15 protein-coding genes are annotated in these 13,290 nt (G+C 69.4%); 10 read left to right on the top strand and 5 right to left on the bottom strand.

Annotation, left to right across the window (positions count from 1 at the left end; translation table 11 throughout):
• Nucleotides 1-284: 284 nt before the first annotated feature.
• Nucleotides 285-1,007 carry an LURP-one-related/scramblase family protein gene (locus ACIRRH_RS36870; RefSeq protein ID WP_403076367.1) on the bottom strand — a complete coding sequence of 241 codons (723 nt, stop codon included), beginning with the start codon at nucleotides 1,005-1,007 and terminating at the stop codon, nucleotides 285-287.
• A 795-nt stretch (nucleotides 1,008-1,802) separates the two neighbouring features.
• On the opposite strand from ACIRRH_RS36870, the gene ACIRRH_RS36865 reads away from it, so the two are divergent.
• Together ACIRRH_RS36865 and ACIRRH_RS36860 are read left to right on the top strand one after the other, a co-directional pair.
• Nucleotides 1,803-2,003, top strand: coding sequence for a hypothetical protein (locus ACIRRH_RS36865; protein WP_403076364.1), 201 nt, complete (start codon nucleotides 1,803-1,805; stop codon nucleotides 2,001-2,003).
• Nucleotides 2,004-2,127: 124 nt separating this feature from the next.
• Nucleotides 2,128-2,826 (top strand): restriction endonuclease, encoded by a 699-nt coding sequence (locus tag ACIRRH_RS36860; RefSeq protein WP_403076361.1) that lies wholly within the window; start codon nucleotides 2,128-2,130, stop codon nucleotides 2,824-2,826.
• A gap of 167 nt (nucleotides 2,827-2,993) precedes the next feature.
• On the opposite strand, the gene ACIRRH_RS36855 is transcribed toward ACIRRH_RS36860, so the two are convergent.
• Nucleotides 2,994-3,260 carry a hypothetical protein gene (locus ACIRRH_RS36855; protein ID WP_403076358.1) on the bottom strand — a complete coding sequence of 89 codons (267 nt, stop codon included), beginning with the start codon at nucleotides 3,258-3,260 and terminating at the stop codon, nucleotides 2,994-2,996.
• Between the two features lie 314 nt (nucleotides 3,261-3,574).
• On the opposite strand from ACIRRH_RS36855, the gene ACIRRH_RS36850 reads away from it, so the two are divergent.
• From ACIRRH_RS36850 to ACIRRH_RS36835, 4 genes are all read left to right on the top strand, one after another.
• Nucleotides 3,575-4,180: a TetR/AcrR family transcriptional regulator gene (locus ACIRRH_RS36850; RefSeq protein WP_403076355.1), complete on the top strand. Its 606-nt coding sequence runs from the start codon at nucleotides 3,575-3,577 to the stop codon at nucleotides 4,178-4,180.
• Between the two features lie 10 nt (nucleotides 4,181-4,190).
• Nucleotides 4,191-4,556: a VOC family protein gene (locus ACIRRH_RS36845; RefSeq protein ID WP_403076353.1), complete on the top strand. Its 366-nt coding sequence runs from the start codon at nucleotides 4,191-4,193 to the stop codon at nucleotides 4,554-4,556.
• A gap of 143 nt (nucleotides 4,557-4,699) precedes the next feature.
• Nucleotides 4,700-5,335 carry an IPT/TIG domain-containing protein gene (locus tag ACIRRH_RS36840; protein ID WP_403076351.1) on the top strand — a complete coding sequence of 212 codons (636 nt, stop codon included), beginning with the start codon at nucleotides 4,700-4,702 and terminating at the stop codon, nucleotides 5,333-5,335.
• A 3-nt stretch (nucleotides 5,336-5,338) separates the two neighbouring features.
• Complete coding sequence (locus ACIRRH_RS36835; protein ID WP_403076349.1) at nucleotides 5,339-5,734, top strand: LPXTG cell wall anchor domain-containing protein; 396 nt, start codon at nucleotides 5,339-5,341, stop codon at nucleotides 5,732-5,734.
• A gap of 329 nt (nucleotides 5,735-6,063) precedes the next feature.
• Here the strand turns inward: ACIRRH_RS36835 and ACIRRH_RS36830 are convergent, their stop codons facing one another.
• Nucleotides 6,064-6,555 carry a hypothetical protein gene (locus ACIRRH_RS36830; RefSeq protein ID WP_403076347.1) on the bottom strand — a complete coding sequence of 164 codons (492 nt, stop codon included), beginning with the start codon at nucleotides 6,553-6,555 and terminating at the stop codon, nucleotides 6,064-6,066.
• 775 nt (nucleotides 6,556-7,330) lie between these two features.
• Between ACIRRH_RS36830 and ACIRRH_RS36825 the strand changes: the two genes are divergently transcribed.
• Together ACIRRH_RS36825 and ACIRRH_RS36820 are read left to right on the top strand one after the other, a co-directional pair.
• The gene (locus tag ACIRRH_RS36825) at nucleotides 7,331-7,801 is read left to right on the top strand and encodes a hypothetical protein (protein WP_403076346.1); all 471 of its coding nucleotides are present in this window, start codon (nucleotides 7,331-7,333) and stop codon (nucleotides 7,799-7,801) included.
• A 416-nt stretch (nucleotides 7,802-8,217) separates the two neighbouring features.
• Nucleotides 8,218-9,009: an alpha/beta fold hydrolase gene (locus tag ACIRRH_RS36820; protein ID WP_403076344.1), complete on the top strand. Its 792-nt coding sequence runs from the start codon at nucleotides 8,218-8,220 to the stop codon at nucleotides 9,007-9,009.
• 188 nt (nucleotides 9,010-9,197) lie between these two features.
• On the opposite strand, the gene ACIRRH_RS36815 is transcribed toward ACIRRH_RS36820, so the two are convergent.
• Entirely contained in the window at nucleotides 9,198-10,007 is an 810-nt protein-coding gene (locus tag ACIRRH_RS36815; protein WP_403076343.1) for a C1 family peptidase, read from the bottom strand.
• Nucleotides 10,008-10,717: 710 nt separating this feature from the next.
• On the opposite strand from ACIRRH_RS36815, the gene ACIRRH_RS36810 reads away from it, so the two are divergent.
• Nucleotides 10,718-11,125 (top strand): hypothetical protein, encoded by a 408-nt coding sequence (locus ACIRRH_RS36810; RefSeq protein ID WP_403076340.1) that lies wholly within the window; start codon nucleotides 10,718-10,720, stop codon nucleotides 11,123-11,125.
• Nucleotides 11,126-11,194: 69 nt separating this feature from the next.
• Here ACIRRH_RS36810 and ACIRRH_RS36805 read toward each other — a convergent pair whose 3' ends face one another.
• Complete coding sequence (locus ACIRRH_RS36805; RefSeq protein WP_403076337.1) at nucleotides 11,195-12,658, bottom strand: alkaline phosphatase family protein; 1,464 nt, start codon at nucleotides 12,656-12,658, stop codon at nucleotides 11,195-11,197.
• A gap of 105 nt (nucleotides 12,659-12,763) precedes the next feature.
• Here ACIRRH_RS36805 and ACIRRH_RS36800 point away from each other — a divergent pair, with 105 nt between their 5' ends.
• Nucleotides 12,764-13,234 carry a GNAT family N-acetyltransferase gene (locus ACIRRH_RS36800; RefSeq protein WP_403076334.1) on the top strand — a complete coding sequence of 157 codons (471 nt, stop codon included), beginning with the start codon at nucleotides 12,764-12,766 and terminating at the stop codon, nucleotides 13,232-13,234.
• The last annotated feature ends 56 nt before the right edge of the window (nucleotides 13,235-13,290 follow it).

The raw sequence follows: 13,290 nt of genomic DNA, 5'->3' as shown, positions 1-13,290 counted from the left end.
CCGAGCGGGAGGCCGCCGGACGGGCTGCCAGCGCCGAGGAGGAGCCGAGCGGGAGGCCGCCGGACGGGCTGCCAGCGCCGAGGAGGAGCCGAGCGGGAGGCCGCCGGACGGGCTGCCAGCGCCGAGGAGGAGCCGAGCGGCGCCAGGTCGGCCCATCGACAGGCGCAGGACGAGGCCGACCGGGCCCGGGCCGCACTCGCCGGATCGGGGTTCTCCCCGGGGGAGCCCCACCCCCTGAAAGCCGCCTGGTCGGGGCGGGGCTCCGAACAACGTACAGGTCGCGGCTATCCGAGGCCGCGGGCGTCCTGCTTCAGCGCGGTGTCCACGGTCAGCGCGGTCGCCACGACAAGGCTGAGCAGCGGGTCGGTGAGCGGGCGGTGGATCTGGAGCACGTAGTTGTCGGCCGTGGTGAACATCGTCTTCGCCAGGCCTTCCCAGGTCTTGGTGATCCGGGCGACCTCGGTGTCCGTCTCGTCGACGATGGAGAAGTTCCAGGCTCGCCAGTTCTCGGCCTTGATGGCGCCGATCTTCTGACCGCCGACCTCCAGCGCGAAATTGATCTTCCCGATGGCGTTCTGCTGAATGATCTGGCCGACCTCCTGGCCGTTCGGGCGCTGCACGATCACCCGCGACTTGATGAGCTTTGCCGGGCGGGTCAGCAGCAGCACCGGGGTGCCCTGCGCGTCACGGATCTCCAGTTTGTGGGTCAGGTACTGGTCGATGGAGAAGAGCAGCCGTATCACCTTGCGCAGACCGCTCTGGCCGACCTGGACCACCGAGCCCAGCGTGGCACCCTGCTGGTCGAAGACCGCGTACTCGTTGGTCAGCTCGATCAGCTTGGCCTTCTGGTTCACCACCAGGACCGGCTCAGAGAAGAGGGTGCCGCCGCCACCGAAGACCGGTCCGACGCCCGCCTGCTGGCGCACCTGGTGCTGCACCCTGGCGGAGTCGCCGACCGGAGCGGCCGGCTGCCCGGGGAGACCGGGAGTGTTCGTGTTCTGAGACATGGCGGGCAGACTAGGCCCAATGCTCCGTCGGTAGCCAGATCGTTTTGAACGGCCCCGGGTTCGTTCGGGACTTCGAGTTGCGAATTCGACCTGAAGGTTTGGGTGTTGCGAACGACAGCCGACCGGTACTCGACAGAACGGGTGTGGCTGATGTCACATCCGCTGATCGTGCGCGGGCGATGGCCCGCCCCGCAGCAGGCCATCCCGGCCGTCGAGACCCGTCCGGAACCCCTGCCGCGGGCGTGCACGACCGGCATGCATCCGATACGGCCTCAGGTCGTGGCACGCGACGGGCGCGGAAGCGGCGCCGGCGATCCTTCCCGCGCCTGCCGGCCGCCGTCCCGGCCGGCGCCGCCCGTGCTGGGGAGGTGCACAACGGCCTGTCACAGCCACCCGCGACACATGGCCATGGCTGATGGCAAGTTTGCGAAGCATTGACGGGGTCATGACCCCAGTCGTGAGACGTGCGCTCTGTGGCGAGTGGCCGGCACCAAGGGCTGTCCGGCTGCGCGCAACTTGGACTGGACCCCGCCTCGTTCGGTTCCACAGTGGAACATGAGCTTGAGCAGCCGAAGGGCTTCTGGTGCCGTACCGGACGTTTCAGGCTTGCGCCCGCCGGTGTGTCGGGCGGCGGCAGGGGGTGCCGCCGCCCGCTCCGGGCGGGGCCGTTCGCGCCCGCCTGATTTCCCCAAACCGACCCCGGGAGGGGAGCGACTCTGGCATGCTCACCCGAATGCAGCAGGCTCCTGGTGGCCGGAGCATCACACAGAGTCAAATGTCGGGTCGGGGTGGACAGTGCAGTACACGATCAGCGCAACGGCGTTCCTCGCGATCATCATCATCCTCCGGCTCCGCCGCCGCACCGAGGCCCGCAGCCGCGCCGACGAGGCGCTCACCGTCTTCACGGCCGTCACCTTCGGCGTCCTGATCGCCGCCACCTCCTGGGGCCACGCCGTCCTTCAGCTCGTCGGCGTCGCCGTCGAAGCCACCCACTGACACCACCGACACCCTGCCGCACTCGCGCACCCGGGGCCGGCGGCCGCTCGAACCCACCCGAACCTCGCCCGCGGCAACAGCCCTCGAAGGAAGGACACCGACGTGAAGAGGCCCGGAGCAGTGCATGGCTAGGCGCCGGCCTCCCGCACGGCGTCCGCGCTCACGCCGTCCCGCGCGGCGCGACGACGCCACCTGGATCGCCTACGCCCTGGTCGCGCTCCTGGTCCTCAGTGCGGCAGCTGCCGCGCTGAGGTGGCTGGCCGCGAACTGGTGGGTCCTCGTCGTCTGCGCCCTGGCCGCCGGCGCCGTCGTCACGGCCGCCCTACGGACCCGCGCGCTGGCGGCCCGCGAACACCGGCTGCGCGCCGCCCAGCTGCGCCTGGCCCTGAGCGGCCCCGGCGGGATCGACCACATGAAGCCGGACGCGTTCGAGTACGCGGTGCGCGACCTGCTGGAGCGCGACGGCTGCCGCGCGCGCAAGGTCGGGAGGGCCAACGACCAGAGCGTGGACGTGATCGCCGAGGACCCGATGGGCCGGCGCTGGGCCGTGCAGTGCAAGCACAAGCAGGACCCGCTCGGCGGCAAGCCGGTGGGCGTCGGAGTCCTGTACGCGCTCGCCGGCACCTACCAGCGCTCCCACCACGCCCACATCGCCGTCGTCGTCACCAACGGCCGCTTCTCCCGCGACGCCCACCGTTGGGGCGCCGACCAGGGCGTCCTCCTCGTCGACCGCACCACCCTCGCCCGCTGGGCCGCCGGTGACCAGCCCCTGTGGAACGTCCTGCCCCACATCCCCGCACCGCGCAACGGCCACCACCACTGACCCGCGCCGCCGCAGTTCGTCGGCTTGTCGCCTGGGCCGCTCAGCCGGCGGGGCGCAGCCGAACGACCTTCGAGCGGCGACCGAATGCCCGTGTCGTCGATCTTCTCCATCCAGCCACGTCCGACGAGTTGGCCGCGCAGACGGGAGAAGCGGGAGGGGCCGGCCAGCTACGGGGCGGCGGTGGCCAGGGTGTCGTCGATCAGCACCTCGAGGGCGGGATCGCCCGTGCTGCGGGCGGGCTTGATGGTGTCCAGCGCGCCGCCGATCGCATCGTAGACCCGCGCAGAGGACTGCTTGTTCGGGTAGTCGGCTCCACTATCGGGCTGGGCTTTGCCATCGAGGTACTTCATGTAGGTCACCACCTGTGTCCCGGTCAGGTTGACCCGGACCAGTCCGCGGGCACCCCGTTCGCCGTCGAGGTGGTCGACCGACACCTTGTCCGTCCTGGTACGGCTTGGTGTCCGTCCAGAGTCCTTCCGGTATGACGACCGAGGTGTCGGCGACGCCGGACGCCTTCGTGAGTCAGGCCTCCTGGGATGCCGGCGCGCGGGTGGCGCAGGCGACGAGACGCAGGGCGCCGAGGACGCCTGCGGTGGCGCGCAGATGCAGGTGGGAGATCTTCGCGTGTCGGGTTGGTGCGGCTGATGGGAGCTCACGCTCCGCATCTCCACCCCCTTGACCAGAGTGAGCGCTCACTCCGATACTTGCGTCCATGACGACCACACCCAGTCGGCGAAGAGCACCAGCGATGGACGCCGACAGCCGCAGGGAGATGATCGTTCGGGCTGCACTTCCCCTCGTGATCGAACACGGCAGTGCGGTGACGACACGCCAGGTCGCTCGGGCCGCAGGCATCGGGGAGGGCACGATCTTCCGCGTCTTCGCGGACAAGGAGGAACTCCTGGACGCGTGCGTGACCGAGGCGCTCAGCCCGGCCCACGCCCTCGACGAACTCGCCCTGGTCTCCATGGACCAGCCGCTCGCCGACCGGCTGACCGAAGCTGCCTCGGCGCTGCACGCCCACTTGGACCGGGTCGGCGCGCTGGTCGGGGCGCTTCATGCGACGGGCGGGCGGGGGCGAAGTGGCCGTCCCGGCAGCTCAGAGTCCCCGCCTGACCGTGCGGCCGGTTCTCTGCCCGTGCGAGAGGCACTGGCCGAACTCTTCGGCCCTGAACGGGGATCGCTGCGGTTGGCGCCCGAGCAGGCAGCGTTGATCTTCCTGGGTCTCCTGTTCGTCGGGGCCGGCAGGCCGTCAGCAGGAGGAGAGTCAGCGGATCCATCACTGCAATTGGGAGTGCGCGACCTCGTCGACGTCTTCCTGCACGGCGTCCTGTCCCAGCCAGTCGAGATGTGAGAGGCGGAGCATGTCCATCACGCTGAACCACACCATCGTTCCAGCCGTCGACAACGAGGCGGCAGCACGCTTCTTCTCCTCCATCATGGGGCTGGACTATCGAGGTACAGACCGGCATTTCGCGCCGGTGCGGGTCAACGGCTCTCTGACGCTGGACTTCATGTCCGTGGAGAATCCGGTCGGCCATCACCTGGCCTTCGACGTGGACCCGTCGTCCTTCGACGGGATCCTCGCCCGGCTCCGCGCCGCCGGGGTGCCCTATGGAAACGATCCCAGCGAGCCCGACAACGGCCGGATCGACCACCCGTTGTGCGCTCGTGGCCTGTACTTCACCGATGACGCCGGGAACCTCTACGAGGTCATGTCCCCCAGGTAGCAGCGATCCGGCAACCGCAATCGCACATCGGTCGAAAACGGTGGCGGTGGCAGCCGTGCTCAGCCACCGGCGTCCTGTCGGCGGTAATGGCCGGCGCGGGCTCGGGCTTGATGGCGGCGCCGCCAGTCGGACCAGTCGAGCCGGTGGGTCGTATCGTGGACGGACTGGACGGCGGCAAGCGCCCCGAGATGATCGTCACTGACACCGCGAGCTCCAGCAGCACCGGGAAGTACACGTACGACACTCCGGCTCCGGTGGTGGCCGGCCTCGCGCCCGACCACGGCCCGCTGGCCGGTGGCACCACGGTGACCCTCACGGGCAGCCACCTGACGGGGGCGACCGCAGTAAGCTTCGGCGCCGTGCCCGCCACCGCGTTCACCGTCGACAGCGACAGCCAGATCACCGCCACCGCCCCCGCTGGGAGCGCCCCAGGCGCCGTCGACGTCACCGTGACCACCCCGGCCGGCGCCAGCACCGGCCGGCCGTACACCTATGTGGACCCGCTGTCGACCGGCTCCTACGTCTTCTCCGAGACCTCCGACCCCACGTCGGGTTCGACCGTGAAGACGGGTGACAAAGTGACCTACAGCGCCACCGTCGCCCAGAAGGGCGCGGACGAGGCCAAGGGCGCGACCGTGACCGACGACCTGTCGAAGGTACTGGACGACGCCGCCTACAACGGCGACGTCAAGGCCACCTCCGGCACCGCCGAGGTCAGGGACGGGAAGCTGAGGTGGACCGGCGACCTGCCGGTGGGCGGCAGCGCGACGATCACGTAGTCCGTGACCGTCAACGGCAACGGCGACCGCCAGCTGCACAACGCCGTCACCACGCCGGACGACAAGCGCGGCACCTGCGACACCGAGAAGAGCTGCACGACCGACCACACGGTCCCGACCGGAAGCACCCCGTCGCCCACGCCGACGCCCACCGACGGCGGCCAGACGCCCGGCATTCCCGGCCCCGGTCCGTCGACCCCGGAGGGCTCGTCGACCCCCTCCACCCCGTGGACGTCGCCTGACACGCAGGCCCCGGCAACTTCAGCCCCCTCGCAGGCATCGGGCGTCCTCGCCAGCACGGGCGCCACCGTGCTCACCACAGGAGTGATCAGCGGCGCCCTGCTGATCCTCGGCGGCCTCACCATCGCCCTTGGCCGACGTCGGCGCCGCCACGACTGAACCGGCCGAAACCGAAAGGGTGGGGTGGGGGGGGGGGGGGGCCCCCCCCCCCCCCCCCCCCCCGCAAGGGGGGGGGGGGGGGGGCGGGGGGGGCCCCCCCCCCCCCCCCCCCCCCCCGCCCCCCCCACCCCCTTGGCCGCCGGGGCCCCCCCCCCCTAATAACCCGCCCAAACCCTTTGGGGGGGGGTGGTGGGCCCCCCCCCCCCCCCCCACCCCACCAGCCTTGATTCAAGCGTCCTTGGCCGGGCTTGACGCCACGCGAGACGCCACTGCCGCCGACCAGCGGCTACACGAAGTCGTCGACAGGGCCAACGCTGCCTGATGCGGCATTAGGTGAGGTGAAGCGTGAGGTCCGTCTCCGTGGAGTTGACATTGGTGCCGGTCACGAAACCGCGGGCGTTCCTGTAGGTGCCGGTGCCGCCGGTGATCGCGAGCGTGAACTCGGTGGGGAAGCTCTGGATCACTGGGGCGAGCCCCTGGATGGCGATGTCGCCCTTGGGCAGGTGGAGGGTGATCTCGCACTCTCGCTCGTCCGGTGAAAGGCTGGTGACCGTGCACACGAAGCCGTCACTGCCGACCCTTTGGCCGTTCTGGAAGAGCTCGTCGTTGCCGACTTGCCGGTCACCGAGGCTCAGCCCCGGCCCGTTCACCGGGATGGAGGCCGACTGCCGCAGGAGGGCGACGAGCTTGATGACCTTGCCCTTGTCATCGCCACCGAGGGTGTTGGGGGCCGGGGCGGAAGCATATGTGAGTGGCGCGCAGGCGAGGACAGCGGCCAGGGCGGTCCCCGCGACCGGCCCCAGTACCTTGAAACGGCGCATTGTGTGTCTCCTGGTGAGGATTGATCGATCCACATAAGTGATGTTTCGTCACTTATGTCCTCCTGCTTACCTCACCGACCTTGCTGCGGATCACGACCCGCCGGGCCTGCGCGGAGACCGACCGATCGGGTCCATCGGATGGACGTGACTCCGGACATGGCGCGCTGACACGCGACGTGAGAGCGCATCCCGACCACGACCGCCAGGACGACGACCACGACCAGGCCGATACCACGGGGGATCCAGCCCCGGCCGGTCTTCGGATACCGCGCCGCACGCTGGCAGTGGGTGCAGATCCGCCTCGACGGCCGGTGGCGGCCCGGCCGAATCGAGAGCTGGTGCCCGTACCAGGGCTCCACCACCCGGGTTGCCCTTTCCTCGCGCACTTCGTGGGCGAGGCCGCGACCCCGATCTGCCCCACCGGCGGATGGTCCGTCATCAACCTTACGTCTGGTCCGACACGGTGATGTGGCCCCGGGGACGTCCAGAGCTTGTCGGTGCCCGGGTCGCACTTGAGCGCACTTGTCGGAGGTCGAGCACGCGCAGTGGCTGCGCCAGGCGCGGGAGGACCCCAGGGGGCCGATCAGCTGAGACGGGCCGGAGGATCCGCGCGGGGCGCGCGGACGGCGGGCACCGGAGTGATCATCCGGGACGGAGCGGCGGGGTGACGGCCCGTCGTGCGTGTTAGAACCGTCGACGGCTGTGAACGCTCACCCGCGATCACTGCCCCCTGCATCGTGCACCTTCCGGTCACTCCTCCACCGAAGGAGAAAACATGTCCGTCGCACGAACCATACGAACCGCGCTGCTCGCCGCCTTCGCCGCGCTCACCCTGCTGCTCACCGGGGCCGCCACCACGACACCGGCCTCCGCCACCACCACGGGGCTGGACGGCACCTGGGCCTGCTCCGTCCCGTCCGGCTACGTCTACGACGGGGTCCTCTTCAGCCGGACGTGCAGCGGCGGCGGCAGCTGGAACTCGCCGCAGTACCACCTGCGCACGCCCGTCGACGGCCTCACCTCCTGCTCAACCGCCCCGGGCTTCACCTACGACTCCGCCGGCTCGTCCACCACGTGCAGCCTGACGCAGGGCGTCCCGTCCACCACCTTCCACCTCCGCACACCGGTCAGCGGCATGTGGGCGTGCAGCGTCCCGAGCGGTTTCACCTACAGCGCCACCACCTCGAACCTGGACTGCGCCACCGTCCGGGGCGTGCCGACCACCAAGTTCCTACTGGCCCGCTGACCGGCTGAGCCGGAACACGGGAACGGGTAGGCCACCCGCAGCCATCGGGTGGCCTGCCCGCCAGCCGTGGCCTGGCCGCCAGCCGTGGCCTGGCCGCCCTGGTGCTCGGCGGCGATGTGCCCGGGCCCCGCGCCCCATGGTCCTGCCGGCAGGGGCACGGTCCAGGCGGCGCGGCGCGGCGTCGCCGAACACGCGCGGGTCGGGGGCGACGGCGGCGTCCAGGCAGCGGGTGGTCCACAGCGTGTCCGGGGCAGACGGGTGAACGGTGGGTGTTCGTGCAGCTGGAGCGTTTGCCGTCGCATCCGTAGGTGTCTGAGTGTCCGATGCCTCGAACTTTTCGTAGTCGTCGTCCTCTGTGCGAGTCGGGCTTGCGCTTACCTTGGTGGGATCTGCTGTGAACCCGTCGGAGGTGGACGATGAAGCCGAGGGTCCTGGTCAACGAGGTGAAGGGCGAGGGGCCACCGGTCGTCCTGGTGCCTGGCGGGCTCACCGGATGGGTGTCGTGGACGCCGCTCGCGGAAGCCCTGTCGGCGAGACGGAGGACCGTCAGGGTGCAGCCGGTCCACAATGAGCTCGGCTCGGCCGGCGAGCGCGGGGACGCCGGGTACACCGCGGCGATCGAGCGTGAATCGCTGCTCATGACGGTGGACGCCCTCGGCGTCGAGACGGCCGACTTCACGGGGTGGTCCGGCGGCGGGCGGGCCCTCATCGAGTTCGCCCTGGCGTATCCGGAGCGGGTGAGGACGCTGACGCTCGTGGAGCCCGCGGCGTACTGGATCCTCGACGACCTCGGCGAGTCCGCCCCCGAGGTCGCCCGATTGAACCAGTTCCTGCATGCACTGGCCGGACAGGACGTGAGCGAGGACGACCTGGCCGAGTTCCTCGAACTCGCCGGACTCGTGCCGTCGAAGGACCGGGCCCGCGATCACCCCGCCTGGCCGCGCTGGGTCCCGCACCGGATGGCTCTGTCCTGGAGCTCGGAGCAGGCCGACCGGCCCGACCGCGACGTCGCCGAACTCGCCGACATCCGGTGCCCTGTCCTGCTGGTCCACGGCTCCGCGACCACCGACTGGCTCAAGCGGGTCGTCGCCGTCCTCAACGAACGGCTGCCCGATACCCGGCTTCTCGAACTGCCCGGCGACCACGCCTGCCACCTCGAGAACCCGGACGCATTCCTCACCGCGTTGGAGCGACACCTGGCTCAGTGAGCCGAGGTCGAACGCCGCGCGGCACCGAGGAGCACGTCAGTCACCTACCGGCGGACGTTCCAAGAGGACGGCCGAGCTGTCCGGCGAGGACCGTGTCGCCGCCTGGGGCATCCACGCTCGACCCCGACGAGCGTGGATGCCGGCATATCGGGGCCGCGGAGGCGGTGCCGGGTCTGGCGACGATCGACTCAGGTGACGATGCGGATCGTCCAGAAGTCCGAGGCGAGTCCCTGCTCGGTGAGGTAGGCGTACGGCATGGTGAAGTAACCGTCCATGCCCCAGCCGGGCCCCCAGGAGTTCCGGACGATGAAGCGCTCGGTCTGGTCGTCGTAGCCCACGGCCATCACGGCGTGTCCGCCGATCACCTCCTCGTCCGTCGTCGGCAGCTGCGCGACGCCGGTCTTATTGACCTCAGCGCTCTCGAAGTCGGCGTAGACGGTGAATCCGAAGACGAACGGGAAGCCTGACGCGAGGCAGGCCTTGAACTGGTTGAGGTCCCGGGTGACGCGCTGGTAGGCGGTCACCCTGGACTTGAGGGCCTCCGTGTAGCAGCTCGCCGAAGGCTTCTGGCCGGCACGTGCGTTCTCCGGGAAGGAGCCTCCGTCGGAGAGTGCGGGCGTGGCGTCGTAAGGCCACTCGTTCTCCGGGCACACGCCCAGGCTTGCCACGGACTTGATCCCGTCACGCAGCTGTGCGCCCGAGTCCGTTCCGACATGGCCCTCGATCACCCGTTCGTTGTAGTAGATGAACAGCCGCGACGGAACGAAGGCCTCCAGGCTCTGCCTCATGAGCTCGAACTCGAACGCCGCGGCGATGGCGTTCGCGGTACAGCTGCCGATCTCGCCCTGGTCGTAGACCGGCGGGCACTGGGCGCGCAGATCCGCTGCGGGCGGCAGGCTGATGAGCGAGAGATGCGGTGCGGAGTAGAGGAAGTCGCGGGCGTCGGGCAGGTCCGGTGCCCAGCCGTAGCGGGCCGTGCGACGCTTGGTCGGTGGCATGGCGCTCCTGTCGGATCGGTCTGTCAGCGCGCGGTTGGTGACCGGGCGCGGGTGTACCGTCTGTATCCAGACCATGCCAAGATCATCCGCTCTCGGACGCGCCCGTCCCTCAGGCGGGTCAGTGCCGACCGCCTGGTGGCACTCTTCCGGGAACGGAACCCTCCAGGCCGGCCGGGGCCTCCGGCACCGCGGGCAGACGGTCGGCAGCATCGACCGGTTCGCCGTCCGGGACCTCCGGTTCGATGCTCAACCGGCCCTCCCGTCGGGCTGAACGCCTGCCCCCACAACCGGCCGGGCACGGCTCTCCTTCCGGCGGGAGACACCCAGACCCGGGCGGGGTCGAGCAGGCCCTGACCGTTCAGGTGGCGCCGACTGGCGAGCCAGGAGATCAGCTCCGCATGAGGTGCGGGCGGACCAGCCGGAGCAGTCATCCGCGCGACTGCGGCGGACAACGGTCGAGTCCGGCTGGACCGCGGACGGGTTCAGCGAGCTGCTGCCCTGTTCCGCCACCTGCTCGACACGCAGACCGGCCGGTTCGTCAAGGTCGGGCGCACCCACGAAGGGGTGAGGTGGGGTGATCGGGCATGACGTGCTGTAGGTATGAGAGCGTGTCTGCTCATGAGGAAGACGGGGCGGTTGCGGGGGAGCCCACGCCTGTGACGTCTGTCCCGGCTGAACTGCTGTTCCTGGCACCTGTCTTTGTAGGACTCATGGTGTTCCTCGTGTTGACTGCTGCGAGCACCACGGTGGGCGCCGGTGACAGGGCGGTCAGTCCACCGGATCTGTCCACCGTCGCAGGCTCGATCGCCGCTCTGGTCCTCGGGCTGGTCATCAACCCGCGGCCGGGGGCTCCGAGGCTTCATGTGGTGCTGTGGGTGGTCTTGGCTCTACTGGCCTTGGGAGTAGCGGTGTTCGCCGCGTGGGAGGTGTTCGACAGCACTCACCATGCGGCTGGGGCCGCCCTGGCGGCGGCGCTCGCGGCATTCGGCGGTCTGTTCCTCGATGCTACGAAGATCACGCACAACACCGAGGCACTGGCCCAGACCGTCCGGCCGAACCCCGGTGACCCGGACGACGGACCTGGACGAGCGAGCACACCTCCCCGGGCGGGACGGTGACCCGAACGACCTGTTGCTTCCTTGAGGTACGCCCGGATGTCGTCTTCTGTCCACGAAGGCGAACAGCTCTCAAGCGCGCGGGAGGACGTTCTCGGCGACAAGGCTGTTGTAGACCGCTTCGAGGTGGGAGGTCACGGCCCGGGCGGGGTTCTCGCCCGTGGCGACGGGGACGATGACACCGTCCAGCGGATTGTCATCGCGAGGTTCGTCCAGGGTCAGGACACCTCCGATACCAGGGGCCGCTTCGTCCCGGGCGGTGAGCGGAGCCACACCCCACCGCTGCTGGATCGTCTTGAGCACTGAGGTGTGATCCAGTGGCACGCTGCCACCGGGCACATTGAAGACGGTACCGTGAGCGATGAGCGGGGAAACCAGCACCGTGGGTACCCGCACCCCGAACCTGGTGAAGTCGAAGCCGGCCTCTCCGGCCTGTTGACCGGGCGATGCCGCGCCGGCGGGCGGCGGCACGTGGTCGTAGCAGCCGCCGTGCTCGTCATAGGTGATCACCAACAAGGTCTTGGCCCAGTCCGGCCCGGTGCGCAGCGCGTTGTACACGTCGAGGATGAACTGCTCGCCCGATGCGACGTCATCGTTGGGGTGTTGGCTGTTCCCGTCGTGCTTCCAGGCGGGTTCCAGGAAGGCGAACGCGGGCAGGGAGCCCTCGGTGGCGGCGTTCTTGAAGTCGATGAAGTGGCCGAAGTGCTGATCACCGGCCTGCTGGGTGTCGGGGAAGTTGGCCCTGGTCAACGGCGGAAGGTTGTAGCCGTAGATCACCCAGCCAATGCCCTTTCCGCTGAGTCGGCCGAAGATGCTGTCCGTCTTGAACATGACCCTGTCGTTCTTCGCCTGGTTCTCGCATGCCTTGTCGCTCACCAGGCCCAGGCTGGTCCCGGCGAGGGCGAAGCCCCGGTTGGGCAGGGTCTGGGTCGGCACCGAGCAGTACCAGTGGTCGCACACCGCGTAGCCCCGGGCCAGTCCGGACAGCACGGGCAGCGCTTCCGGGGGGAAGCAGCCCATGATGTCACTCGCGGTGACGCCCGGGGAGTTGCCTTTCCTGGTCGGGAATATCTGCGCGAAGTCGGTGACGAAGCCCTCGTTGGTCGCGCCGGGGGCGGGGATAGGCACCTGTTGCGCACCGAACAGCTGGTTGTTGACCCTGTGGTACTCCTCTCCGGGGACGGAGCCGGGCATGAAATACGCGCCGGGTTTGGTGTGGTCGATCGGGAAGACGGTGACTTTGCCGCCGTTCCCGTCCGGATTGGACTCCGCGCCGGTCAGGCCTTCGAAGGGCTGGCCGGACGGGCGGTTGCCCTGGTCGGTGTAGAGGAATCCGAGCATGTTGTCGAAGGAGCGGTTTTCCAACATGAGGACCACAAGGTGGTCTATCCGGCTCAGAAGTGTGCTGTCCGATGACATCCGGCACCTCCCGCAAATCGCGCAGACTGGAGGATCGAGGCCCCGCCGCTCACGGTGGCGGCCCCTACTACCACCGTAGGAGCAGACCCCTGCACCCTGCGCGGCGGCGTCGGGCACATCCTCGTGCCGTGTCAGTCGACGTTCGCCCTGTTGGCGACGTGCCGTAACGCCTGAGCAGGGATACACACCGCTCAGGCGTCAGCGGTGTGGGAGGCTGGGCCGGTGCCCATAACCCTCCGTCCCCTGGACGCCCGACACTTCTCTGCCTGGCTCGAACGCAGTCGAGCCGAGTACGCCAAGGATCTCGTTGCTTCGGGGCAAACGTCCGAGGACGCCTACCGGCATGCGGACGCGAGCATGGCTCACTTCTTTCCGTCCGGGATACCGACCCCGGGACACGTGGTCTTCGACGTGGTCGACGATGCCGGGGTAACCGTCGGCTACCTCTGGATCGGACCGGACACGAGCGACGACGCCGGCGCCTGGTGGATCTGGGACATCGTGATCGACGCCGACAAGCGTGGTCAGGGCCTGGGACGAATGGCCATGCTCCTCGGGGAGGAATACGCCCGGGCGCAGGGCGCTCATACTCTGGGTCTCAACGTCTTTGGGTTCAACACGGGCGCGCGTGGCCTTTACGAGTCGCTCGGCTACGAGACGACCTCGGTGAAGATGCGCAAGAAACTCGACTGAGCCTCAGGCGACGTTTGCACTGTCAACCACCGCGCGCAGGACCACCCCGTGTCGGG

The organism is Kitasatospora sp. NPDC101235 (genome assembly GCF_044767505.1).
Taxonomy (GTDB): domain Bacteria; phylum Actinomycetota; class Actinomycetes; order Streptomycetales; family Streptomycetaceae; genus Kitasatospora.
Note: the sequence above shows the minus strand (reverse complement) of the source record. Positions and strands in the feature narration are given on the sequence as shown.

What these genes read in the sequence shown, in the direction of transcription:
- ACIRRH_RS36870 (WP_403076367.1), bottom strand. Translation starts at nt 1,007, where the DNA reads ATGTCTCAGAACACGAACACTCCCGGTCTCCCCGGGCAGCCGGCCGCT.
- ACIRRH_RS36860 (WP_403076361.1), top strand. Translation starts at nt 2,128, where the DNA reads ATGGCTAGGCGCCGGCCTCCCGCACGGCGTCCGCGCTCACGCCGTCCC.
- ACIRRH_RS36850 (WP_403076355.1), top strand. Translation starts at nt 3,575, where the DNA reads ATGGACGCCGACAGCCGCAGGGAGATGATCGTTCGGGCTGCACTTCCC.
- ACIRRH_RS36845 (WP_403076353.1), top strand. Translation starts at nt 4,191, where the DNA reads ATGTCCATCACGCTGAACCACACCATCGTTCCAGCCGTCGACAACGAG.
- ACIRRH_RS36830 (WP_403076347.1), bottom strand. Translation starts at nt 6,555, where the DNA reads ATGCGCCGTTTCAAGGTACTGGGGCCGGTCGCGGGGACCGCCCTGGCC.
- ACIRRH_RS36825 (WP_403076346.1), top strand. Translation starts at nt 7,331, where the DNA reads ATGTCCGTCGCACGAACCATACGAACCGCGCTGCTCGCCGCCTTCGCC.
- ACIRRH_RS36820 (WP_403076344.1), top strand. Translation starts at nt 8,218, where the DNA reads ATGAAGCCGAGGGTCCTGGTCAACGAGGTGAAGGGCGAGGGGCCACCG.
- ACIRRH_RS36815 (WP_403076343.1), bottom strand. Translation starts at nt 10,007, where the DNA reads ATGCCACCGACCAAGCGTCGCACGGCCCGCTACGGCTGGGCACCGGAC.
- ACIRRH_RS36810 (WP_403076340.1), top strand. Translation starts at nt 10,718, where the DNA reads ATGGTGTTCCTCGTGTTGACTGCTGCGAGCACCACGGTGGGCGCCGGT.